General features: G+C 68.4%; 21 protein-coding genes. 10 read left to right on the top strand and 11 right to left on the bottom strand.

Annotation, left to right across the window (positions count from 1 at the left end):
• The first annotated feature begins 270 nt into the window (after positions 1–270).
• Positions 271–597 (top strand): hypothetical protein, encoded by a 327-nt coding sequence (locus BUQ68_RS18820; protein WP_139315277.1) that lies wholly within the window; start codon positions 271–273, stop codon positions 595–597.
• A 76-nt stretch (positions 598–673) separates the two neighbouring features.
• Here the strand turns inward: BUQ68_RS18820 and BUQ68_RS18815 are convergent, their stop codons facing one another.
• Entirely contained in the window at positions 674–1,111 is a 438-nt protein-coding gene (locus BUQ68_RS18815; RefSeq protein ID WP_075217557.1) for a hypothetical protein, read from the bottom strand.
• 457 nt (positions 1,112–1,568) lie between these two features.
• On the opposite strand from BUQ68_RS18815, the gene BUQ68_RS18810 reads away from it, so the two are divergent.
• A complete protein-coding gene (locus tag BUQ68_RS18810) occupies positions 1,569–2,069 on the top strand; it encodes a response regulator (RefSeq protein ID WP_083656717.1) in 501 nt (166 codons plus the stop codon).
• 640 nt (positions 2,070–2,709) lie between these two features.
• Here the strand turns inward: BUQ68_RS18810 and BUQ68_RS18805 are convergent.
• The 3 genes from BUQ68_RS18805 to BUQ68_RS18795 all read right to left on the bottom strand — a co-directional run bounded on the left by BUQ68_RS18805 (position 2,710) and on the right by BUQ68_RS18795 (position 4,819).
• On the bottom strand, positions 2,710–3,051 hold the full coding sequence (locus BUQ68_RS18805; protein ID WP_139315276.1) for a hypothetical protein: 342 nt from the start codon (positions 3,049–3,051) through the stop codon (positions 2,710–2,712).
• A 318-nt stretch (positions 3,052–3,369) separates the two neighbouring features.
• Positions 3,370–3,756: a GtrA family protein gene (locus BUQ68_RS18800; RefSeq protein ID WP_075217554.1), complete on the bottom strand. Its 387-nt coding sequence runs from the start codon at positions 3,754–3,756 to the stop codon at positions 3,370–3,372.
• 70 nt (positions 3,757–3,826) lie between these two features.
• On the bottom strand, positions 3,827–4,819 hold the full coding sequence (locus BUQ68_RS18795) for a UbiA family prenyltransferase (RefSeq protein ID WP_095407378.1): 993 nt from the start codon (positions 4,817–4,819) through the stop codon (positions 3,827–3,829).
• Positions 4,820–5,094: 275 nt separating this feature from the next.
• Between BUQ68_RS18795 and BUQ68_RS18790 the strand changes: the two genes are divergently transcribed.
• Entirely contained in the window at positions 5,095–6,735 is a 1,641-nt protein-coding gene (locus tag BUQ68_RS18790; RefSeq protein WP_139315275.1) for a hypothetical protein, read from the top strand.
• 4 nt (positions 6,736–6,739) lie between these two features.
• Here BUQ68_RS18790 and BUQ68_RS18785 read toward each other — a convergent pair whose 3' ends face one another.
• Both BUQ68_RS18785 and ppc read right to left on the bottom strand, forming a co-directional pair.
• Positions 6,740–7,882, bottom strand: a complete 1,143-nt coding sequence (locus tag BUQ68_RS18785; protein ID WP_245293319.1) for a serine hydrolase domain-containing protein — start codon at positions 7,880–7,882, stop codon at positions 6,740–6,742.
• 123 nt (positions 7,883–8,005) lie between these two features.
• Complete coding sequence (gene ppc, locus BUQ68_RS18780; protein ID WP_210215663.1) at positions 8,006–10,783, bottom strand: phosphoenolpyruvate carboxylase; 2,778 nt, start codon at positions 10,781–10,783, stop codon at positions 8,006–8,008.
• A 244-nt stretch (positions 10,784–11,027) separates the two neighbouring features.
• Here ppc and BUQ68_RS18775 point away from each other — a divergent pair, with 244 nt between their 5' ends.
• Both BUQ68_RS18775 and BUQ68_RS18770 read left to right on the top strand, forming a co-directional pair.
• Positions 11,028–11,267, top strand: coding sequence for a hypothetical protein (locus tag BUQ68_RS18775; RefSeq protein WP_245293318.1), 240 nt, complete (start codon positions 11,028–11,030; stop codon positions 11,265–11,267).
• Positions 11,268–11,443: 176 nt separating this feature from the next.
• Positions 11,444–12,172 (top strand): response regulator transcription factor, encoded by a 729-nt coding sequence (locus tag BUQ68_RS18770; protein ID WP_083656716.1) that lies wholly within the window; start codon positions 11,444–11,446, stop codon positions 12,170–12,172.
• 407 nt (positions 12,173–12,579) lie between these two features.
• Here BUQ68_RS18770 and BUQ68_RS18765 read toward each other — a convergent pair whose 3' ends face one another.
• The 5 genes from BUQ68_RS18765 to BUQ68_RS18745 all read right to left on the bottom strand — a co-directional run bounded on the left by BUQ68_RS18765 (position 12,580) and on the right by BUQ68_RS18745 (position 16,994).
• Positions 12,580–13,077, bottom strand: coding sequence for a hypothetical protein (locus tag BUQ68_RS18765; protein ID WP_075217551.1), 498 nt, complete (start codon positions 13,075–13,077; stop codon positions 12,580–12,582).
• A 37-nt stretch (positions 13,078–13,114) separates the two neighbouring features.
• Positions 13,115–14,182, bottom strand: coding sequence for a D-TA family PLP-dependent enzyme (locus BUQ68_RS18760; protein ID WP_075217550.1), 1,068 nt, complete (start codon positions 14,180–14,182; stop codon positions 13,115–13,117).
• A gap of 30 nt (positions 14,183–14,212) precedes the next feature.
• Positions 14,213–15,094 (bottom strand): MurR/RpiR family transcriptional regulator, encoded by an 882-nt coding sequence (locus tag BUQ68_RS18755; RefSeq protein WP_075217549.1) that lies wholly within the window; start codon positions 15,092–15,094, stop codon positions 14,213–14,215.
• Between the two features lie 65 nt (positions 15,095–15,159).
• On the bottom strand, positions 15,160–16,230 hold the full coding sequence (locus BUQ68_RS18750) for an ABC transporter ATP-binding protein (RefSeq protein ID WP_075217548.1): 1,071 nt from the start codon (positions 16,228–16,230) through the stop codon (positions 15,160–15,162).
• Between the two features lie 5 nt (positions 16,231–16,235).
• A complete protein-coding gene (locus BUQ68_RS18745; RefSeq protein WP_075217604.1) occupies positions 16,236–16,994 on the bottom strand; it encodes an SDR family oxidoreductase in 759 nt (252 codons plus the stop codon).
• Between the two features lie 284 nt (positions 16,995–17,278).
• On the opposite strand from BUQ68_RS18745, the gene BUQ68_RS18740 reads away from it, so the two are divergent.
• The 5 genes from BUQ68_RS18740 to BUQ68_RS18720 are packed head-to-tail and all read left to right on the top strand — an operon-like array spanning position 17,279 to position 22,245.
• Positions 17,279–18,514 carry an ABC transporter substrate-binding protein gene (locus tag BUQ68_RS18740; protein WP_075217547.1) on the top strand — a complete coding sequence of 412 codons (1,236 nt, stop codon included), beginning with the start codon at positions 17,279–17,281 and terminating at the stop codon, positions 18,512–18,514.
• Positions 18,515–18,560: 46 nt separating this feature from the next.
• A complete protein-coding gene (locus tag BUQ68_RS18735; RefSeq protein ID WP_075217546.1) occupies positions 18,561–19,481 on the top strand; it encodes a carbohydrate ABC transporter permease in 921 nt (306 codons plus the stop codon).
• Positions 19,478–20,302: a carbohydrate ABC transporter permease gene (locus BUQ68_RS18730; RefSeq protein ID WP_075217545.1), complete on the top strand. Its 825-nt coding sequence runs from the start codon at positions 19,478–19,480 to the stop codon at positions 20,300–20,302. The genes BUQ68_RS18735 and BUQ68_RS18730 overlap by 4 nt, the downstream gene beginning before the upstream one ends.
• A 38-nt stretch (positions 20,303–20,340) precedes the next feature.
• A complete protein-coding gene (locus BUQ68_RS18725) occupies positions 20,341–20,709 on the top strand; it encodes a RidA family protein (RefSeq protein ID WP_075217544.1) in 369 nt (122 codons plus the stop codon).
• Between the two features lie 57 nt (positions 20,710–20,766).
• Positions 20,767–22,245 carry a M81 family metallopeptidase gene (locus BUQ68_RS18720; protein WP_075217543.1) on the top strand — a complete coding sequence of 493 codons (1,479 nt, stop codon included), beginning with the start codon at positions 20,767–20,769 and terminating at the stop codon, positions 22,243–22,245.
• Positions 22,246–22,405 lie beyond the last annotated feature (160 nt).

Below are 22,405 nucleotides of genomic sequence, written 5' to 3'. Positions count from 1 at the left end.
TTAATGCGACCGGGGCGACCGGAGCGCATAGCAGTCGAGCGCGACGACTGTCGTTTTCATGCGGTGGAGACAGGTTTAATGCTTATGGTCTGCCGATGACTGCCATGCAGAACCGGCCCGCGGTGCTGCCGGGCGCGGATCGGCTGGTCAACGCTGGTAACCGAATACTCACCATTCGGGAGACGCGGCCGGAGCTGGCCTGTTCCGGAACCGTCTGCCCCGGGCTTGCCCAAGTCCGGCCGTAGGAACCCCCCGTTGGAGGTCGTCTCGATGCTTTGGACCATTCTGATCGGGCTGGTGATCGCGATCGTCGTCTGGCGCCTCTTGCGCGCCGCCGTCTCGCTGGTGCTGATGCTGGCGCTCGGCGCCGGCCTCCTGGCCTATGTGGGCGGCTATACGCTGGAAGACGCCGAGCGCGCCTTCGCCACCGTCGGGCTGGACATGCCCGATCCTGGCGCGGTGGTCGACGCAGCCGGCCGATGGGGCTGGTGCGCCTTCGCGGCGGTGCAGGGGGCCGGTTCGTCCGACCAGCGGACGGAGGGCTTCTGGGCCTGCGTGGACGAAACGCGCGGCGCGAACGGGCGCGCGCCCGGCTGAGCGACGTCGAGGCCCGGGCGCCGCGACAAGGCGGATCCGGACCGGCTGAGACGTGCCGGTCCGGCCCGTTTCGAGATCAGGACCGCCGCAAGCCGAAGATGCTGCGGACGAAAGCCCAGAGCGGCGCTGGATCGCTGAACCGGGCCTTGCTGCGCAGCCGCTTGGCCACGCCCGCCCCGGTCATCGTGCCATGATAGTGGCAGTCGCAGAGCATGTGATGGGCCTCATGGGCGTTCAGCCCGAAATACGCCATCACATCGCCCAGGCGATCGCTCTTCAGTCCATCGGCCCTCAGGTCCGGATCGGCGAAGGCGACGGCGAGCGGCGTGTGGTCGCCGCGCGCCTTCAACCGCTCCTCCGGCGTCAGGTACTCGATCCGGTAGAGCGGCGCCATCGGCCCGTCCGCCTTCTCCAGAAGGGCGGCCCAGCGTTCCAGGCGCTGGCGCTGGGTCAGCGGAACGGCCGGCGTGACGTCGGCTTTGACGCGGATCTGGTCCAGGGATTCATGCTTCATTGCAGCCTCCGAACGTGAGGCCCCCACCTGGTCGAAAAGGGGAGCGCGGCCGCGGCCTTACGGGAACCGGGTCGGAACTCCCTGTCCGGGCGCGGCGGCGCTGACGGCCGGGCCGGGGTTCCCCCGAAGATCCGGGGCCGATCGGAACGGATCGGCGCGGCGGATCGGGCGGTTCGGCCCGGAGAGCCGGCACGGCGGGCAAGGCCTGTCGCGCGGTCGGCGCGGTGACGAGGCGCTGGCCCGGAGAACCGGGCGGCGACTGACGCCGACCGGACGAAGTGTACCGAAACTTTCCCCTCCCGGAAACCCCGACCGCCGAACAGGCTTCGAACACCGCCCCTTGAGAACTTTGGAGGAGGTCGTCTCCGACAGGTTGCGCCCGCAACGGCGGCGCATCGGGAACGCGAAGCGCCCCAGAGGGTTAACCATCGTGTCGCGCGCTCAGACAGGGTCCCTCATGGCGTCAGTCCACACTCCGTTCCACAGGGCCGCAGATCCGGGCGAGCGCGGCGGCGACGAGCGGCCCGACGCGACAGTCCGGCGTCGGCTCGCCGGCGGCTTGCGCGTCCTCCTGGTGGAGGACGAGGCGCTCAACATCATTCATGCCGAGGACCTTTTGGCCGACCTCGGCCACACGGTCGTGGAAGTCGCCACCACCCTGGCGGACGGCCTGGAGGCAGCCCGATTGCTCGACGTGGACCTGGCGGTTCTCGACCTCAACCTTTCCGGCACCCTGTCCTTCCCGGTGGCGCAGGCGCTGGAACGCCGCGGCATCCCGTTCCTCTTCCTCACCGCCTATGGGCGTTGGGGCCTCAACGAGGCCTATGGGGACGTCGCCGTGGTGACCAAACCGATGACGCGGACGGCCCTCGCCGAGGCCATCCGGACGACCATCCGGGGTGAGCGGCAGGACGGCGTCCGCCGACCGGACGGCGATGACACGACAGCGGACCGCTGACGAACCGTCGCCGCAGCGCTTCACAAGGGCTCTCCAGATTGTATCATTTCGATACATACCGTGATTTCCGTTTGCCGACAGGCTGTGGTTCACTCTCATCACGCTCGATGTGTTTGAAAGAACCTGTCCAGTTCAAAGGAAAGCTGCGGCTCATATCCAAGGTGTGTTGAACACCCGCCCTTTGCTATTTCAATGACCAGACCGTTGCGTTGAAGACCTCCGATTGTCTCCAGAGCGACCTCAAGGCCGAAGCCCTCCGCTGGAGTGGCTTCGGCCTTTTTTCTTTGCAGCGCACCGCGCCCGTCCGCGGAGCAGCCACCCCGGTTCCATCCGCTGCAACCGGCCGGGGGGACGCGCCCCTGTCCGGGGTTGCGATCGCCGACCGGGGCTTCGTCATCCGGGTACTTGTTTAACGTTTCTTCACCGTTAACGTCTCGTTAACCGTTTCGGCGCAACCTTGTCCTCCGAGCAGAGGAGGATGTTCGATGAGTATAGCCGAATTTCCAGGACAGTCCCGCTCCGCTCAAAGCCTCAGTGACCTGCCGCGCGGTGTGTATTGGATCGGATCCCTTTTCACGTCTCTGATGATGTGGGCGGGATTGGCCGGTTTATGCATGGCGCTTGCAAGCTGAACTGGCGGTCAGGCGCGGACATTGCGGGAATAGAGCGCCTGGACACGCTGCTTGTACTGGTCCGGCGTCAGCGCACCCTGGTCCACCTTGCGGGCCTCCACGATCGAGGCTTCCCAGAACCGCACTTCGCCCGGTGACAGCCGGTAGTTGGTGCGCTGAATGGCGTACTGGCGACGGGCGGCTTCCTCGAAGCCGATCAGCCCCCGGTCGCGGGCGATGGCGATGTCCTTCTTCTGGTCCTCCACCGTGAGGGGCGGCGAGGCCACCCGGGTGACGGGCCGCGGGCTCGCCACGCAGGCGGCCGTGACGGCGGCAAGGGCGAGGGCGGCGGTAAGGCGGACGCGCTTCATGTTCATTCCCCGTGATCAAGGCTCCGACACGCTGGAGCTTCCGGTGCGACGCCCGAGCGGCCGAAACGTTCCGCCCGACGGCCGGCATGGCTGGATCGCGCCGACGCGGCGCGGGCAGACTGCCGCCGGTGCCAGGCGAATTCAATCCACACGATGGATCAGTGGGGTGGGTCAGCGTCATCGCCGACCGACGGGGATCGTGACCTAGAGCATTGTCCGACCAAGTTGAAGGACTTGGTCGATGCGACAATGCTCCAGGATCATGAATCTGGAGCGATTTCCTATCGACCTGATGATTCCATCCGGTCGGAAAGCGCTCTAGCGGGTCGGGCTGCCGCGAAAGACGATCAGCGCGTTCATGAAGAAATTCAGAAGAAAGGCGACGCCGACGCCGGCGATCTTCGCCAGCACGGGAGGCAGCGCCATCGCGGTGGCGGCGACCGTGGTGACGCTCACGTTCACGGTGAGGCCGACGAGCGCCACCAGGACGAAGAGGAGAAGGCGGCGCGTGCTGAGGCGATGGGAGAAGACCAGCCGGCTCGTCAGCACATAGTTCACCCCCATGGCGACGGCGAAGCTGAGGACGGCGGCCGGCGTGACGGCCATGCCGGCGCGGACCAGGAGCGCGAAGCCGCCCACGTCCACGATCGCCGCCAGGCCGCCGGTGGCCACGTAGCCGACAAGCCTGGCCAGGAGGTCGCGCATGCCGCTGGTCTTCCTCTCGCCCCCGGCCGCGCGGCCCCATAAGGCCGGCCGGCCCGCCGCGTCAGCCGTTTCAGAACAGGCGAATGAACTGCTGGCCGGTGAAGGCGTCAAGCATCGGCATGTCGACGGCGGTGGTCAGCACGAAGGTGAGCGCCAGGAGCGCCACCAGCAGGATGAGACCGCGCTCCGCGTAGAGCTTCTCCGGCTTCTGCGCCGCCGATCCCGGCCGCATCGCCATGGCGAGATACTGGGCGAACAGGGCCGTGACGACCGGTGCCGCCAGGATGTACTCGATCCGGTACTTGATCATGAAGATGGCAAGGAAGAAGGTCGACATCAGCGCGTAGACGAAGCACGAGACGGTGAGCGAGACTTCCGTGTAGGCGGCAAAGCTCGCCCGATAGCGCGCCAGCAAGAGCTTGCCGTGCGCCGCGACGATCTCGCGGTATTCCGACAGGCGCTTGGCGCCCATCAGGAAGGCGCCGCCCAGCCAGTAGGCCAGAATGATGGACGAGGGCGGCAGCGTGGTCGGATCGATCGCCTCCCAGCCGATCATCAGGCGGAGCGGGTTGTTCACCGACTCGGAGATGACGTCGAGGTAGGCCTTGTCCTTCGTGCGGATCGGCGGAACGTTGTAGACGAGGCCCTGCAGCGCGAACACGCAGGCGATGGCGAACATGGTGGTGCTTGCCGTGAACGCGCAAGCGAGCCCGACCAGTGCGAACAGGAACCACTCCAGGAACACGTAGCCGCCGCGCAGGTCCCGTTGCACCGCTGACCGCGATGATTTCGTCGGGTGGTGCTTGTCGAAATCGCGATCGAGCCATTCGTTGATGACGTAGTTGGCGGATGCGATGCACACAGCAGCCGCCAAGCCGAGCGCCAGGGAGATCGCCGGCGTTTCCGTATGCACGCCCCGCAGGTGGTACGCGAGGACGATGCCAGGAACGATGAAGATATGCTTCGTACTGTGGTCGAAGCGTGCAATCGCCAGATAATCCTTGAAGCGGCCCGGACTTTTGAGGATTTCTACGTTTCCCGACTTATGAATGTCAGCCGACATTGCGGCCATCTCCAAAATCAACTAATGCATTTTGGTCACTAAATAAGTGCGCCTGCAATTGTGAGTATTGTCACGTCTTCGAGGTTCTTGGATCGCCGATGCCGGGTTGCGGAGCGGTCGGCCCAAGTTGGCGATGAGCACATGGCATCCGGTTTATTTTTTCAGTGCAAGTTTTGGCGCAGTCCTGGACTCGCCGGAACCGCCGTTCAGACAATCGAACGGCTTCTTGATCATTCATTTCAATGAAGGGCATCGTCATGGAAAGAGCACGGATCATGAATGGTGCAGACCGGACGGATCTCTCCGGCCGACCGCCCCGGTTGCTCGTCGCGGCGGTTCTCCTTGCCCTCTTCGCCGTGCCGGCGGTGCTCGCCTTCCATGCGGTGCAGCGGCCGCTCTGGCTGGACGAGGCGATGGCGATGGCCAACTACCCGCTCCCGACCCTTGGCGCCTTCTTCGATCCGTTGCCGCGCTATTCGCAGGCGGCGCCGCCGCTCGCCAATTGGCTGATGAACCTGATCGCCGGGCTCGACTGGACGGTCGGGCGGATCGTCCTCCTGTCCACCGTGCTCGGGGGCGTGGGCTTGACGCTGGTCGCAGCCTTCGAGGCGGTGCCCGGGCTGGCGGCCCTCGGGTGGTGCGCCGCCACGCTCGTCTACCTGATCCCGCTTTCGTCCGAGTTCAAATACTACGGACTGGAGATCCTCGGCACGGCGTTGCTGCTGTCCTGGGTGGTGCTGCGCAAGCCCGCCGTGCCGTTCGGCGCGCGGGACGTGCTGATCCTGGCCGCCGGCACCAGCCTCGGCGTCTCGGGCCTGGTGGTCGCCTCCGCGGTGGTCGGCACCATGATCCTCGCCCGCCTCGCCGAGCGTCCGCGCGCCGACAGGGCCGAGATCCTCTGGCTCGGCGTGTTCGGCGGCTTTCTCGCGGTCTACGCGGTGCTGGTGAGCCACGTGACGCGGATCAACGTGGACAACTACTTCGACACCTATGCCTACGTCGGCCTTGCGGCCAACCTGGCGATGCTGAAAGGCGTGGTCCAGTTCGCCGGCACGCATTTCCTGCCCGCGGCGGTTCTGGCGGCTCTCCTCACGGTCGCGACGATCCGGGACCGGGTGTCGCGCCACCTCCTCGTCGCTGCCGTCCTGACCCTCGCGGGCTTCTGCATCCTCAGCGCCCTTGGCCGTTACCCGGCCTCGGCGCCGCGCCACGTGGCCTGGAGCGGAGCCTTCTACCTCGCCTTCGTGGCCAACGGGCTGCGGGTGCTCTGGCTGCACCTGCCGGTCGCGAGCAGGGCGCGGCAAGGGGTGGCGCTGGTGGGTCTCGCCGCGGTCGGGCTTGTGTCCCTCGTCCCGGCCTGGCGGACATGGCGCGACCCGCAGCCCTACGTCTACACGGATACGCGGCGGATCATGGCCTTCCTGGAGGAGAGCCCGCCACGGTCGGTCGGCCTCTGGTTCGGCGCCCAGCCGATGATCGAGGCCTACGCCGCGCACGCGCCGATGATCGGCCGGCACCGCTACTTCGGCCTCTACGAGGCCGGCTCGCAGCTCCTTCCGCCGGAAATGCACGACCCGGCCTTCCTGGCGCAACCGATCGAGGCGATCGCCGCGGCCATCGAGCCGACGCGTGACGCGCCGGGCGCGTGGGGGCGCTACAACATCTACAACATCCGCCGCGACCTCGGCGCCCCGGCGGACGCCCTGGTGCGGCAGGCGCCGAAGGACACGGCGTTCTTGATCTACGCCTCCCACCTCAACACGGCGCCAGGTTCCCACCCGCTGTCGGCCGCCTACGACCGGGACCTCCGCGGCGCCCTCGACCGCGCCGGCTGCGCGTTCGAAGTCGGCATAGAGGTCCGGCTCGCCTACATCCTGACGGTGACCTGCCCGTCGGTGCCCCCGCCGGCGTCCTGAGCCTTCAGGCTGCGGCGACCGCCGGAAGGATTTGGCCAATCAGGAGCCCGTGCAGCTCGCGCACATAGCCGGTACGCCCGGACGGGGTGTCGGCATCGGACGTCATCACGGCGGTGATCCCGAGGTCCGGCACCACGTAGATCATCTGGCCGCCATAACCCCAGCCGTAGTGGACCGGCCGGCCCTCCGCCAGGATGGTGAACCAGCCGTAGCCGTAGGCGTGGTCCGTGTGGCGGGATCGCCCGCGCGCTTGAAACGACGTCTCGATCCAGGCGGCCGGCACCACGCGCCGGCCGTCGATCGTGCCGCCGGCCTCGATCATGCCGGCGAAGCGGGCGAGCGCCCTCGGCGACAGCACCATGTCGTTGCCGCCCCGGTGGACGCCGGCCGGATCGCGCGGCCAGGACGGGATGGTGATGTCGAGGGGCTCGCCCAGCCAGTCGCGCGCAAGGTCGAGCAGCGACCGACCGGTGACGCGGACGAGCACGGTGGCGAGGATGTGCGAGTTGCCGGTGGAATAGATCATCCGCCCGCCCGGATCGTCCTCGAACGGCTCGGCGAGCGCGAAGGCCACCCAGTCGCGGCTTGCGGTCCAGCGGCCGTAGTTGCGCCCGGAGGTGGACCGGAGGCCGGACCGCATGGAGAGGAGATGGCCGACCGTGATGGTGGCGACCCGCGGATCGGCGTCGTCCGGCACCCGGTTGCCGAGGAGCGGCGCCACGGTCTGATCGACGCCGGCGAGGTGGCCCTTGTCGATGGCGATGCCGACCAGGGTGGCCAGAATGGTCTTGGACACCGACTTCACGTTGACCGCCCGGTCGAGCGGCGGACCGCGAAAGACGGTCTCGACAACGGGGACGCCGTCCTTGGCGACGATCAGGGCATTGAGCTGGCCGAGCGCCCGCGCGGCGGCGAGGGCCGGTTCCAGCGCTCTCGGATCGATGGCAGCCTGTTGGGCGAAGGCCGGGACTGGTCCGAACGCGGCGGCCCCGGCGAGGCCGGCAAGACCGAAGAGAAGCTGCCGACGATCCGGCGGCAAGGTCGCGCCACCGAGGTGGATGTTCGCGGTAGGCTGCGTCCGAACGGCAGCCGGCCGGTGGGGCAGACGGAAGCGGCCGGCGGGTTCAAGGGTGAAGCGGTCTGTCACGGGCACGGGGCTCCCTGCGGCGGCGCCCCCACGGCCCGTGTCGGCATGTAGCAACCGGGCCGGGTCCGCGCCACCGCGCCGGGGCGCCTTGCGGATCACGTCCGCGCGAGGAGGCCCGCCGGATCAGCCGGTGTTGCGCAGGCCCGCCGCCACGCCGTTGATGGAGATGAGAATGCCGCGCTGGGCCTTCTCGTCCACCTGCCCGCCACGGAAGCGGCGCAGCAGTTCCACCTGGAGGTGGTTGAGCGGCGCGATGTAGGCGAAGCGGTGGGCGATGGAGCGGGCGAGCGACGGGTTCTCGGCGAGCCGCGTCTCCGCCCCGGTGATCGTCTCCAGGGCCGAGACGGTGCGGGCCCACTCCGCCTCGATCCGGCCGAAGATCCGGTCGGCGAGCGCCCGGTCCGGCACCAGGCCGGCGTAGCGCCGGGCGACGCCGAGGTCCGCCTTGGCGAGCACCATGTCCATGTTGGAAAGGAGCGCGCGGAAGAAGGGCCACTCGGCCTTCATCCGACGCAGGAGCGCCGTCCGGCCGTCCGGGTCCTCGGCGAGGAAGGCCTCCACCGCCGAGCCGAAGCCGTACCAGCCCGGCAGCGCCACCCGGCTCTGGCCCCAGGAGAAGCTCCACGGGATGGCGCGGAGGTCCTCGATCGCCTGGGTGGCCTTGCGGGAGGCCGGCCGCGAGCCGATGTTGAGCCGGGCGATTTCCGAAAGCGGCGTGGCGGCGAAGAAGTAGTCGACGAAGCCGTCGGTCTCGTAGACGAGGGCCCGGTAGGCCTTCATACTTTCCGCCGAGAGCGCATCCGCGGCGGCGAGGAAGGCCGCGGACGCGGTCTCCTCCCGCTTCAGCAGCGTGCCCTCCAGGGTGGCGGCCATCAGGATCTCCAGGTTGCGCCGGCCGATCTCCGGGTTGGCATACTTGGCGTTGATCACCTCGCCCTGCTCGGTCAGGCGGATCTGGCCCTTCACCGTGTTCGGCGGCTGGGCCAGGATGGCGTCGAAGCTCGGCCCGCCGCCGCGCCCGACGGCGCCGCCGCGTCCGTGGAAGAGGCGCAGCGTCACGCCCGGCTTGTTGTCGAACAGGCGAGCGATCGCGGTGGACGCCCGATAGAGCTCCCAGTTGGACGTGAAATAGCCGCCGTCCTTGTTGCTGTCGGAGTAGCCGAGCATGATGTCCTGCTCGGCGCCGGAGTTGCGGATCAGCGCTTCCACCCCGGGCAGGTCGTAGAAGGCCCGCATGATGCCCTCGGCCGCCCGAAGGTCGCCGATGGTCTCGAACAACGGCACCACGATGAGGTCCACGGTGGCGTGCGCCGCCTCCACGGGCGTGAGAATGCCGCTGAGGAGCCCGCACTCTTTCTGAAGGAGAAGGACCTCCAGGAGGTCGCTCACCGTCTCGGTGTGGCTGATGATGTAGTGCCGGATGGCGTTCGGCCCGAAGGCGGCGCGCAGGTCGCGCGCGGTTTCGAACACGGCGAGTTCGCTCTCGGCGAGCTCCGAATAGCGAGCGTTGCGCACTTTCAGCGGCCGCGGCTCGCCAAGGAGGCGGAGAAGCAGCGCCTGCTTGTCCGATTCCGTCAACGTCGCGTAGTCCGTCTCCACGCGGGCGACCGCGAGCAGTTCGGCCACCACCGCCTCGTGCTTGTCAGACGACTGGCGAAGGTCCGTCGTGGCGAGGTGGAAGCCGAACACCTCCACGGCGCGCATCAGCGGCGTCAGCCGCATGCCGAGGAGCGGAGCGCCGTGGTTGCGGCGAAGCGAGTCCGCCACCACGGCCAGATCGGCGAGCAGTTCGTCCGGCGACCGATAGGGCTTGGCGGGCGCCATGGCGTGGCGGAGCGCCTCGCCGCCGGTCAGGGCCTGCAACGTGCCGGCCAGGCGCGCATAGACGCCGATGAGGGCGCGCCGATAGGGCTCGTCGTCCCGTCGCGGGCTCGTGTCGCCGGACCGCTCGGCGAGGGCGAAGAGGTCGGGCGTCGCTCCCATCAGGATGCGCGAGACGGAAAGCTCGGCGCCGAGTTCGTGCACCTCCGTCAGATAGTGCCGGAGCACCGTCTCGCCCTGACGCTTGAGGGCCATGCGCAAGGTGCCGGCGTTGACGTTCGGGTTGCCGTCCCGGTCGCCGCCGATCCAGTTTCCCATGCGGAAGAAGGACGGCACCGGCCCGCCGAGGTCCGCCTCCAGGTCACCGTAGAGCCGGGGGATCTCGGTGAGGAATGTGGTCTTGTAGTAGCTGAGGACGTTCTCGATCTCGTCCTCCACGGTGAGCTTCACGAAGCGCAGGATGCGGGTCTGCCACATCTGGGCTATGCGGGCGCGCAGCATGGCCTCGTTGATCCGCTTCTCCCGCGGGGTGGCCAGATGGGCCCGCTCGGCAAGGAGGCCGGCGATCGCCCGCTCCGCGTCGAGGAGGCTCTTGCGCTGCACCTCGGTCGGATGGGCGGTGAGCACTGGCGACACATAGGCCCGCGCCAGCGCCCGAGTGACCGTCTCGCGGCCGATGCCGGCGGTGCCCAGGCGTTCGAAGGTGCGGGCAAGGCTGCCGTCCGTGTGCTCCCCCCGCGCCTCGTGCACCGCGCGGCGGCGGAGGTGGTGCCGATCCTCGGCCAGGTTGGCGAGGTGCGAGAAGTAGGTGAAGGCGCGGATCACGGTGACGGTCTCCGCCGGCCCCAGGCGCGTGAGCAGGCGGTCCAGATCGCGTCCGGCATCCGCGTCGGCCTTGCGCTGGTAGGCGACGCTCAGGCGGCGGATCGCCTCGATGAGTTCGAAGGCGGCCTCGCCTTCCTGCTCGCGAACGATGTCGCCGAGGATCTGGCCGAGGAGGCGCACGTCCTCGTAGAGCGGCTGGTCCTTCTCGTCCCCCTTGGGAAACCGGTCGTCGTTCGCTTCCATCACGGCTGCCATGACGCTGCCCCCTCGCATTCACCGACGGATCGAACGGCTCGCAATCCCTGTGCCACGACCCGTCAAGCGCGCCCTTGGTCGTATCCGGGCCTCCTCCAGCGGCGTGTTGCCACAGCCAGGGCAAGGGCTGCAACGGCTTTGGGCATCGGCCCGTCCGAGAACCGGCAGACGCCCGGTTACCGTGCCGGCGAAGAGTGCAGTGCGGCGTACGCGAAATCCCTTCCGGCGGCGGCAACGACCGGCTATGCAAGTCGATCGTTTGTATTTTGTATTTGGACAGGACTTTACCATGACAGAGCACGCCACCGCGGCACAGTTGAACGCCCTCTCCGACCGGCTAAAGGCGGCCCAGCGGGCGATCATCGACACTGCGGCGATCAGCGGCGCGATGCCAACCGACACCGCGGTCCGTAAAGTGGCGGACCTGGAAGGCATGATCGCCGCCGTCGACGTGCTTCTTCAGGAGATCCACGATCGGCGTTGACGCTCTCGGCCCCTCCGTGGTGTCGATCTGGCAACTCTTTCGTGGTCCAATGCACCCGGTTTGCGCCTCGACGTTCACCTCAATGAACGGACGTTGTTGCGGCTGCGGATCGAGGGCACTAGATTAAGGTCGTATTGCCAAAGCTTGTGGCAATCCGCCGACGGGAGTAAGGCGCCTTGAAGACCGGAACAGCCAGTGCTCATCTGACCACCGACGACGGATCGGTCACACCGTCCTCCGGCCTCGACAGCGAAGTATCTTCTTTTCCGCAGACGATTATCGTTGCCGACGATCACCCGATCATCCGCGACGCCCTGGTGGCGCTCCTGGAGAAGCGGTTCCGCGGCGCGACCGTGATGGTCGCCTGCGACTACACCGAACTGTCCAGCCTCGTTTTGCGCGGTCCCAAGCAGCTGCTGGTCGTCACCGACCTGGTGATGCCCGGGATGAGCGGCCTCGACAGCCTGCGCAAGCTCTGCGACCTCGCCCCGGCGGCACAGGTGATCGTGCAGTCGTCCAACGCCGAGCAGTCCATCGCGGAGGCCTGTCTGCGGGTCGGGGCGCGCGCCTTCGTGGGCAAGCGCGCCACCACGGGCGTGATCGACGAGGTGATCGACATCGTGATGGAGGGTCGCACCACAATCGTTCTCGGCGACAAGCCCTCCTCCGTGCCGAAGGCGCTCGTCGATCGCACCGCCCTTGTCGAGCAGCTGACGCCGCAGCAGGTGCGCGTGTTCCAGATGCTCGGCGACGGCCTCCTCAACAAGCAGATCGCCTACAGCCTCGGAATCTCCGAGGCCACCGTGAAGGCCCACGTGAGCAAGATCCTCGACACCCTGCGCTGCAACAGCCGCAACCAGGCCGCCACCTGCGCGTCGTGGATGACGGAGCACGGGCTGATCTGAGCGCACGGATTGGTTTGCCGACTGAAGAGGGCGGTCCGTGGCGCGGGCCGCCTTTTTTGTTGGTCGGGGCTGTGGGTGCGGGTGGACGGGGAAGGTTGGCTGGGGTTGACCGACTGGCGATCGCGGTGTGCCCTCGGATATTCGGCAGGCGATGGCGGTTCACCCCTCACCCCAACCCTCTCCCTCAAGGGGAGAGGGGGAGCGATGGTGGTTCGCGCGAAAGCCGTTCGATGTCGATGCGCCCGGGCCTCAGTCGGTCGCCAAGGCGCCGCCGCCTTCCTCGCCTCCCCCGCCGCCACGGTGCCCCCTCTCCCCTTGAGGGAAAGGGTTGGGGTGAGGGGTGCAGGCGCCGACGCCCTAAAAAAATGGCCCGGACCCGGCCCAACACTGCGCGCAACTCTCCCCCGTCACCGCCCCCCGAACCTGCCCATCGGGTAGGGCATGTAGCCGACGAAGCCGGTGATCTTCCAGCGGCCGTCGCGGATGCCGCAGAAGTAGAGCGTCTGCCAATTGAGCGTGTCCGTCCCGCCGTCGGCACGGCGGACGGTGCCGTCGAACTTCTTGTGGGCGACCGCCACCGTGCCGTTCACGTCGATGTCCCTGAGGTTGGTGGCGCGGAACAGCGCCTCGCGCAGCGGCTCCGCATAGGCGGTGCCGGCGGTGGCGCGCGACTGGGAGAGCCAGACGTCCCGGTAGGTGGCCACATCCGGGAAGTCCATGCGCCAGCTGTCCGGCAGTTCGGACCGGTGGGCGTGGAGGCCGAAGAAGCCCGCATGGTCGAAGTCGCCGTCCACCATGGACCAGTCGCCGGCAATAAAGGCGTCGATGTCGCGCTCCACCAGCATGGTCCAGATGGCGTGCCGGTCGGCGTCGCCCGGCGGGAAGGGGTTGGTCAGGGCAGTCACGGGGGCCAGGCTCCACGCTGGGGGAAAAAGGGGATGGTCAGCCGACGCGCCCGCGGGCGGCGACTGGGAGGACGTCCACCACCCGGTCGCCGGAGACCAGATGGACCACGTCGAAGAGGTTGGACACCACGCAGGCGTGGTTCGGCAGGATGCGCACCCGGTCGCCGACCGAAAGCCCGTTTGGGGCGGCGGCAAGATCGACGAAGCCGTGCTCCTCCGACAGGGCGGAGACGAGGACGCCGGGCACTTCGACGACCGCGCCGAAGCCCGGCAGGCCGAGGGTGTCGGCGGTCAACGCCTTCGATCCCGCGTCCACGATCGCCCGGGTGGCGGTCGGCCGGCTGACCACGGTGGCGAGCACGGTGAGCGCGCAGTCGTCGGCGGTGCCGACGCCCTTCGTGACCTGGTAGCGGTCGAGATAGATGTAGGTGCCGGGCCGGTGCTCGGTGGCGGCGGTCACCTCGTGGGCGCGCCAGAGGTCCGGCGTGCCGCCGTTGGAGACCACGCGCGCCTGAAGACCGGCGGCTGCGAGGTCGGCGATAGTCTCGGCGAAGAAGGCCTGGGTCTCCGCCGGCTTGCCGACCGCCGGATAGGCCATCAGGCCGGCGAAGGCGAGACCCTCGGCGCGGTCGATGATCTCGGCGAGCGCCCGGGCCTCCGCCGGCGTCTGGACGCCGCAGCGGCCCATGCCGGTGTCGCACTCGACGAGGACGGCAAGCGGCCGGTCGGCACCCGCGAAGGCGGCGGAAAGGCCCTTCACCGTGGCGGCGCTGTCGGCCGTGACGGAGAGCGTCGTCCGCTCCGCGAGCGCCCGCAGCCGCTTCAGCTTGTCGGTGCCGACGATGTTGTAGGGCAGGAAGAGGTCGGTGAGGCCGGCGTCGGCCATCACCTCGCCCTCGCCGATCTTCTGCACGGTGATGCCGATGGCGCCGCGCTCCATCTGGGCGTGGGCGAAGAAGGGCAGCTTGTGGGTCTTGATGTGCGGGCGGAGCGGCAGGCCGTGGGCGTCCGCATAGGCCTGCGCCCGGTCGATGTTGGCCATGGCGCGGTCGACGTCGATCACGACGGCGGGCGTGTCGATCTCGTCGAGGGTGCCGGGATGCATGGGCCTTCGTCCTTCTTGATTTGGGATCTGTCAGTCGCCGAGCGGGAGCCGCGGATCCTCGACCTTGAAGGTGTTGAGGCTCTGCTTGATGCGGCGCAGCCCCTCCAGCACCTTGGGACCCATGGTCTCGGCGGTGGCGGTCGCCAGCATGTCGACGATGGAGAGGAGCGCGTAGCGCGACGATGTGGGTTTGTAGAGGTTGCCGTCCTCCAGGGTCTGGAAGCCGATCACGGTCTCGGCGGCGTCGGCGAGCCGGGAGTTGGGCGCGGTGATGGCCACCGTCGCGGCGCCGTACTGGCGGGCCACCAAGGTGGCGTCGATCACCGACTGGGCGAAGCCGGACGTGGAGAAGCCCACCACCACCGTGTCCGGACCGGCGAGCGAGGCCCACATGCGCTGCAGTTGGCCGTCCGTGTGGGCGACCGAATGGAGGCCGAGGCGAAACAGCCGGTTCTGCAGCTCCACCGCCATCATGGAGGACGTGCCGCCGCAGCCGAAGGCCAGCACCTGGCCGGCGCCCGCAAGCTGGCCGGCGACGGCCACGAGGGTCGTCATGTCGAGCTGGGCGCGGGTGCGCTCGATCGCCGCCACGGCGGCGCCCGCCACGGTGGCGGCGATCCGCTCCTCCCGCGCGTCGCGCTCCAAAGGATCGGCGGAGAGGTACTGGCCGCCAACGGCGAGCGCCTGGGCAAGGCGGAACTTGAAGTCGCGGATGCCCTCGCAGCCGAGCGAACGGCAGAAGCGCGTGACGGTCGGTTCGCTGACGCCGGCCCGGGCGGCAAGGTCGGCGATGGCGGCCTTGGAGGCATAGTCGACGTCCTGCAGGATGAGGCCGGCGAGCCGGCGGTCCGACTTGGAGCCATCCTCCGCCCGCATGCGCAGCCGCATCAGGATGTCGATCACGTCCCGCATGCCCCTCCCCTCCGGGTTCCGCTGATTTCGGCCGTCGTCGTGCCCGGCTCGTTTCGAACCTTGCGTCAGACCGGCAGGCCGGTCGCCTGGTCGAACACGTGCGTGCGCGCCGGGTCGACCACCACCGGCAGCACGGTGCCCGGCCGGGCCGGCACCCGGTCCCGGAACACGAGCCGGACCGGCGCGCCCTCCAGGCTGCCGTAGATGTGCGTCTCAGAGCCGGTCGGCTCCACCACGTCCACCGTCACCGGCAAGGCGCCCGGCCCGTCCTCGATGCGGAAATGCTCCGGCCGAATGCCCACCTCCACCGGCCGGCCAACGGTGGCGGCCGCGAGCGGACGGGTCGGCAGGTCGAGGCCGCCAGCCGTCACCACGCCGGCAGCGGCGCCCTTCGCCGTCACGGTGCCGGCCACGAAGGTCATGGACGGGGAGCCGAGAAAGCTCGCCACGAACTTGGCGGCCGGGTTGTCGTAGAGGTCGAGCGGCGCGCCGGCCTGGACGATGCGCCCCTCGTTCATCACCACGATGCGGTCGGCCATGGTCATGGCCTCGATCTGGTCGTGGGTGACATAGACGATGGTGCTCTTCAGCCGCTGGTGCAGGGCCTTGATCTCGGTGCGCATCTGCACCCGGAGTTGGGCGTCCAGGTTGGAGAGCGGCTCGTCGAAGAGGAAGACGTCCGGGTCGCGCACGATCGCCCGACCCATGGCGACCCGCTGGCGCTGACCGCCGGAGAGCTGGCGGGGATAGCGGTCCAGGTAGGCGTGAAGGTTGAGGATGCCGGCCGCCTTCTTCACCTGGCCGTCGATGCCGGCCGGCGGATCGCGACGGATCTTCGGCCCGAACGAGATGTTGTCGGCCGCCGTCATGTGCGGGAACAGCGCGTAGGACTGGAACACCATGGCGATGTTCCGCTTCTGCGGCGGCAGGTCGTTGGCGCGGGTGGCGCCGATCATCAGGTCGCCCTCGCTGATGGTCTCCAGGCCGGCGATCATGCGCAGAAGCGTGGACTTGCCGCAGCCGGACGGGCCGACCAGCACCACGAACTCGCCGTCGGCGATGGAGAGGTCGATGTCGGAGAGGATGCGGTGCTGGCCGAAGCGCTTGGCGATGCGGCGGAGGGTGAGGTCGGTCATGGGCGTCACTCCCCGAGGATGTCGCGGATGAAGGGCACGTTGCCGGCGGTGAGGCCCGCGTCGACCGCCAGCGTCTGGCCGGTGATGCCGGAGGCCTGGCGGGAGGCGAGGAACATCACCGCCGCGGTCACCTCCGCCGGGGTGACGATACGCCCGAGCGGGTAGAGGCCGGCGAGCGTTTCCGGGATGGACGGGTCGCGGTCGATCCGGTGGTCCCAGGCGGGGGTGCGCACCGAGCCCGGGCAGACGGCGTTCGCCCGCACCCCGTCGCGGCCGGCCTCCGTGGCGACGGCGCGCATGAGGGCGAGAATGCCGGCCTTGGCGGCGGCATAGGCCGGGTTGCCGAAGTGGGCGAGCGCGTTCACCGACGACACGAACACGAAGGCGCCGGCGCCGCGCGCCCGCATGGGGGCGAGGAAGGCATGGGTGAGCCGGGCGACGCCGGTGAGGTTGAGGTCGATCTCGTGGCCGACCGCGTCGGCGTCCATGGCGGCGAAGCTCTCCCCGCGGGTCCAGCCCGCGTTCATCACCACCACATCCGGCACCCCGTGGGCGGCGAGAAGACCCGCTGCGCCGGCGCGGATCGAGGCCGGGTCGGTGAGGTCGAAGGCGACGCGGCCGGCGAGCGGCAGCGCGTTCATGGCTGAGTCCGTCACGTCGCAGCCGATCACCCGGGCGCCCGCCGCGCCGAAGCCCGTCACCAGGGCCGCGCCGATGCCGCCGCCGGCCCCCGTGACGACCACGGACAGATCCTTGAAATCCATGCCGGCCTTGCCTCCGCGCCGCGATCCCGCCGTCTGGCGGGCGCCCGGCACCCGCCGGTCCTGGACACGCGGCGTCTCATCATGAGCGTTGAAAATGTAACTTGGCAACATCAAAAAACGCTTGTGCGGCCCCACGGGCCGCATAATGTAGGAAAGTCACAGAACATCAGACCGCCCACGCAGGGCGGCGGAAGCACGGCGTCATCGCGGCCGCGGCTTCAAGGGGATCAACCAACCGACGGAGCCGCACGACGGCGTGCGGGCGCCGTTCTCGTGGAGGCTTCATGACCAAGACCGCTCTCTTCAAGCTTGGCCTTGCGGCCGGGCTCAGCCTGGTGGCCGTCGCCGCCGCGCAGGCCGGCACCGTCCGGGTCACCGTGGCGGAATACAGCGCCAAGACCGGCCCCTATTTCGAGGAGGCCGCCAAGAGCTTCGAGGCCGCCAATCCGGGCACCGACATCGAGATCGAGGTGGTGCCCTGGGACGTGCTCCTGCAGAAGCTGACCACCGACATCGCCGGCGGCTCCAACGCCGATCTCTCCATCATCGGCACCCGCTGGCTCCTGGACTTCGTTAGCCAGGAGGTGGCCGAACCGCTCGACGCCTACATCACCGACGAGTTCAAGGGTCGCTTCATCGACACCTTCCTCTCCCCGTCGGTCATGGACGGCAAGACCTACGGCCTGCCGATCGCCGCCTCCGCCCGCGCCATGTACTACAACAAGGCGCTGTTCGAGCAGGCCGGCATCGCCGAGCCGCCGAAGACCTGGGACGAATTGAAGACCTCGGCTGAGAAGATCTCCGGCCTCGGCGGCGAGGTCTACGGCTTCGGCCTGCAGGGCAAGGAGATCGAGACCGACGTCTATTTCTACTACGGCATGTGGTCCTACGGGGCGGAGATCTTGGGCGCCGACGGCACCTCCGGCCTCGACGACCCGGGCGCCATCGAGGCGGCCAAGCTCTACAAGGGCCTGATCGACGCCAAGGCCACCCAGCCGGGCGTCACCTCCTACTCCCGCGAGGACGTGCAGAACCTCTTCAAGCAGGGCAAGGTGGGCATGATGATCACCGCCCCCTTCCTGTCGAACCAGATCAAGGAAGAGGCACCGGACCTGAAGTACGGCGTGACCGCCATTCCGGCCGGCCCGTCCGGTGATCGCGGCACCTACGGTGTCACCGACAGCATCATCATGTTCAAGAACAGCCAGGTGAAGGACGAGGCCTGGAAGTTCATGGACTATCTCTTCACCACCGAAATGCGCTCCAAGTTCACCGAAGGGGAAGGCTTCCTGCCGGTCAACAAGGAGGTCGCGGCCTCCGACTACTTCGTCAACAACGCGGACCTGAAGGAATTCACCGCGCTCCTGCCGGACGCCCGCTTCGCCCCGGTGATCAGCGGCTGGGAGGAGATCGCACAGATCACCTCCGACGCCCTGCAGAAGATCTATCTCGGCGAGGGTGACCTGGAGGCGACCCTGAAGGACGCGGCCGCCAAGGCCGACGCCATCCTGAAGCAGTAAGGCCCTCGGACCGGGCCATCGGCGGCGTTCGTGACGGACGCCGCCGATGGCCCGCCGCCTGTCGCTCCAACTGACCGGACGCCCCCTGCCCGTGCCGAGCCGCGCCCGTTTTCTTCCCTATCTTCTCCTCCTGCCGAGCCTCGTGCTCGCCGCGGGCGTGATCTTCTGGCCGGTGGGCGACCTCCTGGAGATCGCCACCAACGACGTGAACCGGTTCGGCCAGTTGCGCGGGTTCAACGACTTCGCCAACTTCAAGGCGCTCGTCGCCGACCCGAACTTCACGGCGGCCCTGATCCGCACCGTGGTGTGGACGGTCGCGGTGGTCGGCGGCACCATCCTGATCTCCGTGCCGGTGGCGCTCATCCTCAACGAGGACTTCTACGGCCGCGACGTCGCCCGGGTGATCGTGATGCTGCCCTGGGCGGTGTCGCTGACCATGACGGCCATCGTCTGGCGCTGGGCGCTCAACGGCGAGAGCGGCATGCTGAACTCGGCGCTCCGCGGCCTCGGGCTCATCGACACGAACATCCAGTGGCTAGCGACCGCCGACCTTGCCTTTCCGGTGCAGATCGGCATCGGCATCCTGGTGACCATCCCGTTCACCACCACCATCTTCCTCGGCGGCCTTTCCTCCATTCCGCCGGACCTCTACGAGGCGAGCGCGCTCGAGGGTGCCGGGCCGTGGCAGCAGTTCCGCCACATCACGCTGCCGCTCCTGAAGCCCTTCCTCAACATCGCCATGGTGCTCAACACCATCTACGTCTTCAACAGCTTCCCGATCATCTGGGTGATGACGCAGGGCGGGCCGGCCAATTCGACCGACATCCTGGTGACTCACCTCTACAAGCTGGGCTTCCGCATCGGAAAGCTCGGCGAAGCGTCGGCCGTGTCGGTGGTGACGCTCGCCATCCTCCTCGTCTTCACCATCGTCTACGTCCGCCTCGCCATGCGGGAGGAGGCCCGATGAGCCGCAAGTGGAAGCGCACGCTGGTGGCCTGGGTGCTGCTCGCGCCGCTCATGGTGCTGATTCTCTTCCCCTTCGCGGTGATGACCATCACGGCGCTGAAGCCCCAGGCGGAGGTGCTGAACCCCACCTGGTGGCCGTCCGAACTGCGCTTTCGCAACCTCGTCGAGATGTGGGACGCCACCAACTTCGGCCAGGCTCTCCTCAACTCGCTCTATGCGTCGGGTCTTGCCACGGTCGGCGCCATCCTGATGTCGATCCCGGCCGCCTACGCCATGTCGCGCTTCCGCTTCGCCGGACGCGGGCTGGTGCGCCAGTTCCTGCTGGTCTCCCAGATGCTCTCGCCCATCGTGCTGGTGGTCGGCCTTTTTCGCCTGATGGCCTCGCTCGGCCTCGTGGAGAGCGTCAGCGCGGTCGGGCTCGTCTACATGGCCTTCAACATCGCCTTCACGGTCTGGATGCTGCAGAGCTATTTCGACACGGTGCCGAAGGACCTGGAGGAGGCCGCCTGGATGGAGGGCGCCGGCCGGTTCGAGACGCTGCGCCGGGTCTTCCTGCCGCTGGTGACGCCGGCCATCGCGGTCACGGCCATCTTCACCTTCATCAACGCCTGGAACGAGTTCGTCATCGCGCTGACGCTGCTGCGCCGGCAAGAGAGCTACACGCTTCCCATCCAGGTCTTCTCGCTGGTGGCCGGCCGCTACACGGTGGAATGGCACCACGTGATGGGGGCCACGCTGGTCGCCACCTTGCCGGTCGCCATCCTGTTCGCCTGGCTGCAGCGCTATCTCGTCCGCGGCCTTGCCCTCGGGGCGGTCAAGTGACGGCCCTCCCCTCGTCTTCCCGCTGAGAGATCGGACCCATGCAGAAAGAAGTCTTCGGCACCTCCCACGTCCCCCTGTCGCCCGCCGTCCGGGCCGGCGATTTCGTCTACTGCTCCGGCCAGGTGCCGGTCGGGCCCGACGGCAGCGTCGTGGCGGGCGGCATCGAGGCGCAGACCCGCCAGGTGCTGGAGAATGTGAAAGCCGCCCTGGCGCTTGCCGGCGCCAGCCTCGACCAGGTGGTGAAGACCACCGTCTGGCTGGAGGACGCGCGCGACTTCGGCGCCTTCAACAAGGTTTACGCCACCTACTTCCCGTCCGCGCCGCCGGCCCGCACCACGGTGGAGAGCCGGCTGATGATCGACATCAAGATCGAGATCGAAGCGGTCGCCTACGCGCCGAAAGCCTGACGCGGCGCCGGCGGCCGGCCCGGCCGCCGGTCCCCGACACCCGGGAGGGTCTCACCCATGCGCATCTTCACGGCGTCCCTCGCCACCGAGACCAACACCTTCTCGCCGGTGCCGACCGACCGGGCGAGCTTCGAGATGGCCTTCTACGCGCCGCCGGGCGCCCATCCGGAGACGCCCACCCTCTGCTCATCCCCGGTTCTGGTGCTGCGCCGGCGCGCCCGGACCCGCGCCGACCTGATTGTGATCGAGGGCACGGCCACCTGGGCGGAGCCGGGCGGCCTCGTCAACCGCGCCGCCTACGAGGGCCTGCGCGACGAGATCCTCGACCAGCTCCGCGCCGCCCTGCCGGTGGACGGCGTGGTGCTCGGCCTCCATGGCGCCATGGTGGCGGACGGCTATGACGACTGCGAGGGCGACCTCCTCGCCCGCATCCGCGCCATGGTGGGCGACGGCGTGCTGATCGCCGCCGAGATGGACCCGCACAGCCACCTGACGCCGCTCCGGACGGAGAAGGCCGACATCCTGGCCTACTTCCAGGAGTTCCCGCACACCGATTTCTTCGAGCGCGGCGAGCATCTGGTGGATCTGGCGCTCCGGGCGCTCGACGGTGAGATCTCCCCGGTCCTCTCCACCTTCGACTGCCGCATGATCGACGTCTTCCCGACGAGCCGGGAGCCGATGCGCGGCTTCGTCGACCGGATGAAGGCCCTGGAGGGCCGCGACGGGGTGCTCTCGATCTCGCTCGTGCACGGCTTCATGGCGGCGGACGTGCCGGAGATGGGCACCCGCGTGCTGGTGGTGACCGACGGCGATCGGGCCAAGGGCGATGCGCTCGCCGAGCGCCTCGGCCGCGAGATCATCGCCCTCCGCGGCCGCACCGCCATGCCCATGCTCGGCATCGACGCGGGTCTCGACGCGGCCCTCGCCGTGGTCGCCGACCGGGGTGGGCCGGTGGTGGTGGCGGACGTCTGGGACAATCCGGGCGGCGGCACCGCGGGCGACGGCACGCTCATCCTCCGCCGCATGTTGGAGCGCGGGATCGGGCGCGTCGGCGTCGCCACCTTGTGGGATCCGATCGCCGTCTCGTTCGCCCACGGGGCGGGCGTCGGCGCGGAGATCATGATGCGCTTCGGCGGCAAGACATGCGCCCCGGCGGGCGAGCCGATCGACGCCCTGGTGCGGATCATGGCGGTGGCGGCGGAAGGCTGGCAGAGCTTCGGGGCGAGCCGGGTGACCCTCGGGCCGGCGGCCGTGGTGCGCATCGTCGGCACCGAGGTGGACGTCATACTCAACACCAACAGGACCCAGACCTTCGAGCCGGACATCTTCTCCAACCTCGGCATCGACCCGCTTGAAAAGGATCTGCTCCTTGTCAAGTCCACCAACCACTTCTATGCCGGCTTCGCGCCGATCGCCCGGGACATCCTCTACGTGGACGCCGGGGCGCCCTATCCGTCCAATCCGCGGACCACGGCCTATCGCAAGCTGACCCGGCCGATCTGGCCGAGGGTCGACGATCCGTGGACCGCGTCCTGAAGTGGATGTCCATCCGCGGATCTGAGCCGGCTAGGAATATTATTCTTCCGTAACGCAGAACTCACGGATTTGTGGTTGTCCCGTGCGCAACTTCAGCAAAACTGTTCTGCACGACGGGTCGTAACCCATGCATCGATCAGCTTGTCGCTGGTCGTTCGGG

Source organism: Mongoliimonas terrestris, assembly GCF_001927285.1.
In the GTDB taxonomy this organism is placed as follows: Bacteria; Pseudomonadota; Alphaproteobacteria; order Rhizobiales; family Pleomorphomonadaceae; genus Chthonobacter; species Chthonobacter terrestris.
Note: the sequence above shows the minus strand (reverse complement) of the source record. Positions and strands in the feature narration are given on the sequence as shown.

Coding starts and splice junctions, on each gene's coding strand:
- BUQ68_RS18820 (WP_139315277.1), top strand. CDS start 271: ATGCTTTGGACCATTCTGATCGGGCTGGTGATCGCGATCGTCGTCTGG.
- BUQ68_RS18815 (WP_075217557.1), bottom strand. CDS start 1,111: ATGAAGCATGAATCCCTGGACCAGATCCGCGTCAAAGCCGACGTCACG.
- BUQ68_RS18810 (WP_083656717.1), top strand. CDS start 1,569: ATGGCGTCAGTCCACACTCCGTTCCACAGGGCCGCAGATCCGGGCGAG.
- BUQ68_RS18805 (WP_139315276.1), bottom strand. CDS start 3,051: ATGAAGCGCGTCCGCCTTACCGCCGCCCTCGCCCTTGCCGCCGTCACG.
- BUQ68_RS18800 (WP_075217554.1), bottom strand. CDS start 3,756: ATGCGCGACCTCCTGGCCAGGCTTGTCGGCTACGTGGCCACCGGCGGC.
- BUQ68_RS18795 (WP_095407378.1), bottom strand. CDS start 4,819: ATGTCGGCTGACATTCATAAGTCGGGAAACGTAGAAATCCTCAAAAGT.
- BUQ68_RS18790 (WP_139315275.1), top strand. CDS start 5,095: ATGAATGGTGCAGACCGGACGGATCTCTCCGGCCGACCGCCCCGGTTG.
- ppc (WP_210215663.1), bottom strand. CDS start 10,783: ATGGCAGCCGTGATGGAAGCGAACGACGACCGGTTTCCCAAGGGGGAC.
- BUQ68_RS18775 (WP_245293318.1), top strand. CDS start 11,028: ATGCAAGTCGATCGTTTGTATTTTGTATTTGGACAGGACTTTACCATG.
- BUQ68_RS18760 (WP_075217550.1), bottom strand. CDS start 14,182: ATGCATCCCGGCACCCTCGACGAGATCGACACGCCCGCCGTCGTGATC.
- BUQ68_RS18755 (WP_075217549.1), bottom strand. CDS start 15,094: ATGCGGGACGTGATCGACATCCTGATGCGGCTGCGCATGCGGGCGGAG.
- BUQ68_RS18750 (WP_075217548.1), bottom strand. CDS start 16,230: ATGACCGACCTCACCCTCCGCCGCATCGCCAAGCGCTTCGGCCAGCAC.
- BUQ68_RS18745 (WP_075217604.1), bottom strand. CDS start 16,994: ATGGATTTCAAGGATCTGTCCGTGGTCGTCACGGGGGCCGGCGGCGGC.
- BUQ68_RS18740 (WP_075217547.1), top strand. CDS start 17,279: ATGACCAAGACCGCTCTCTTCAAGCTTGGCCTTGCGGCCGGGCTCAGC.
- BUQ68_RS18735 (WP_075217546.1), top strand. CDS start 18,561: ATGGCCCGCCGCCTGTCGCTCCAACTGACCGGACGCCCCCTGCCCGTG.
- BUQ68_RS18730 (WP_075217545.1), top strand. CDS start 19,478: ATGAGCCGCAAGTGGAAGCGCACGCTGGTGGCCTGGGTGCTGCTCGCG.
- BUQ68_RS18725 (WP_075217544.1), top strand. CDS start 20,341: ATGCAGAAAGAAGTCTTCGGCACCTCCCACGTCCCCCTGTCGCCCGCC.
- BUQ68_RS18720 (WP_075217543.1), top strand. CDS start 20,767: ATGCGCATCTTCACGGCGTCCCTCGCCACCGAGACCAACACCTTCTCG.